This window comes from Streptomyces sp. NPDC057654 (genome assembly GCF_042800135.1).
GTDB lineage: Bacteria > Actinomycetota > Actinomycetes > Streptomycetales > Streptomycetaceae > Streptomyces.
Map to the genome: position 1 here is coordinate 1 of NZ_JBHVHQ010001153.1, position 2,164 is coordinate 2,164.

The following is a 2,164-nucleotide window of genomic DNA, read 5'->3' on the forward strand; positions in this document are numbered from 1 at the left end:
CTCCAGAACACCCCGCACTTCGTGATCGCGCTGCTCGGCGTCTGGAAGGCGGGCGGCGTCGCCGTCCCCGTCAACCCGATGTACAAGGCCGGCGAGGTCGGCCACATCCTGCGCGACGCCGAGGTGACCGCGCTGATCTGCGGCGACCACGCCTGGGCGGAGTACCTGCGGGACGCCGCCGCCGGCTCCCCGGTCCGCATCGCCCTCACCGCCTGCGCCCACGACTTCCAGAGCCGCGACGACGCGCGCGTGCTGCGCGGCGGGCGCGCCGCCCCCGCGGCCGACGCCGACGACCTGTGCGCCGTGGCCCGCTCCGGCGCGCACCGCCCCGCCGACCCCGGCCTCACCCCGGACCACACCGCCCTCATCAGCTACACCTCGGGCACCAGCGGCGCGCCCAAGGGCGCGATGAACACCCACGGCAACATCATGTTCAACGCCGAGCGCCAGCGCACCGGCGGCGGCATCTCCGAGGGTTCCGTCTACTTCGCCCTCGCGCCGCTCTTCCACATCACCGGCATGGTCAACGAGCTCACGGCCTGTATGGCGAACGCCGGGACGCTCGCCCTGACCTACCGCTTCGAGCCCGGCGTCGTCCTCGACGCGTTCCTCGAACACCGCCCCGCCTTCACCGTCGGCCCCGCCACCGCCTTCATGGCGCTGCTGGCCCAGCCCCAGGTCACGCGGGACCACTTCGCGTCCTTCCAGTCGATCTCCTCCGGCGGCGCGCCGCTGCCTCCCGCGCTCACCGAGAAGTTCCGCGCCGCCAGCGGCTGCTACCTCCACAACGGCTACGGGCTCACCGAGTGCACCGCCCCCTGCGCCAGCGTCCCGCCCGGCACGGAGGCCCCCGTCGACCCGGCCTCCGGGACTCTTGCGGTCGGCGTGCCCGGCCCCGACACCGTGGTGCGGATCATCGACGAGAAGGGCTGCGACGTGCCGTTCGGCGAGCACGGCGAGATCGCGGTGCGCGGCCCCCAGGTCGTACCCGGCTACTGGCGCCGCCCCGAGGAGACCGAGGCGGCCTTCCCCGGCGGCGAGTTGCGCACCGGCGACATCGGCTTCATGGACCCGACCGGCTGGCTCTACGTCGTCGACCGCAAGAAGGACATGATCAACGCGTCCGGCTTCAAGGTCTGGCCGCGGGAGGTCGAGGACGTCCTGTACACCCACCCGGCCGTGCGCGAGGCGGCCGTCATCGGGGTGCCCGACAGCTACCGCGGCGAGTCGGTCAAGGCGTACGTGAGCCTGCGGCCGGGCGTCGCCGCCGAGGGCGCGGAGCTCGTCGCGCACTGCAAGGAGCGGCTCGCCGCGTTCAAATACCCGCGGGAAGTGGAGATCCTGCCGGAGCTCCCCAAGACCACGAGTGGGAAGATCCTGCGGCGGGAACTGCGCACCCGCGCGTAGCGGTATCCAGGAAACGGTACGGCGCACCACAGCACAGCACAGCCAGCACAGCACGGACAGGGGAAAGGCAGGCGATGGCGATGGCCAGGACGACGGAGGGCGACACCAAGCCCGTACCGCAGCGGCTGCTGGCCGCCGCCACCCGCCTCTTCGCCGACCAGGGGTACGACCGCACCTCGGTGCAGGAGATCGTCGAGGCGGCGGGCGTGACCAAGGGCGCGCTCTACCACTACTTCGGCTCGAAGGACGATCTGCTGCACGAGGTGTACGCGCGGCTGCTCCGCCTCCAGCAGGATCGGCTGGACGCCATCGCCGACTCCGCCGCGCCCGTGGAGCGGCGGCTGCGCGAGGCCGCCGCCGACGTCGTCGTCACCACCATCGACAACCTCGACGACGCCACCATCTTCTTCCGCTCCATGCACCAGCTCAGCCCGGAGAAGCACAAGCAGGTACGGGCGGAGCGGCGGCGCTACCACGAACGGTTCCGGGCCCTGATCGAGGAGGGCCAGGAGGCAGGCGTCTTCAGCCGGGACACCCCCGCCGACCTGGTGGTCGACTACCACTTCGGGTCCATCCACCACCTCGGCGCCTGGTACCGCCCGCAGGGCCCGCTCACCCCGCGCGAGGTCGCCGACCACCTCGCCGACCTGCTGCTGAGGGCGCTGCGGGTGTAGCGGGGCGTACGTACGGAGGAGGGGGTGGGCGGGACCGTCCGGCCCCCCCCCCACCCCGGCCCCCCCGCCGAGGTACCCCGTCA

General features: G+C 72.7%; 2 protein-coding genes. Both read left to right on the forward strand.

The annotated features are described in order from the left end of the window. Window positions 1–1,407, forward strand: a 1,407-nt coding sequence (locus ACFU99_RS41490; protein WP_384403342.1) for an AMP-binding protein, incomplete at its 5' end; no start/stop codon positions are given. Window positions 1,408–1,487: 80 nt separating this feature from the next. Next, entirely contained in the window at window positions 1,488–2,081 is a 594-nt protein-coding gene (locus tag ACFU99_RS41495) for a TetR/AcrR family transcriptional regulator (protein WP_384403345.1), read from the forward strand. Window positions 2,082–2,164 lie beyond the last annotated feature (83 nt).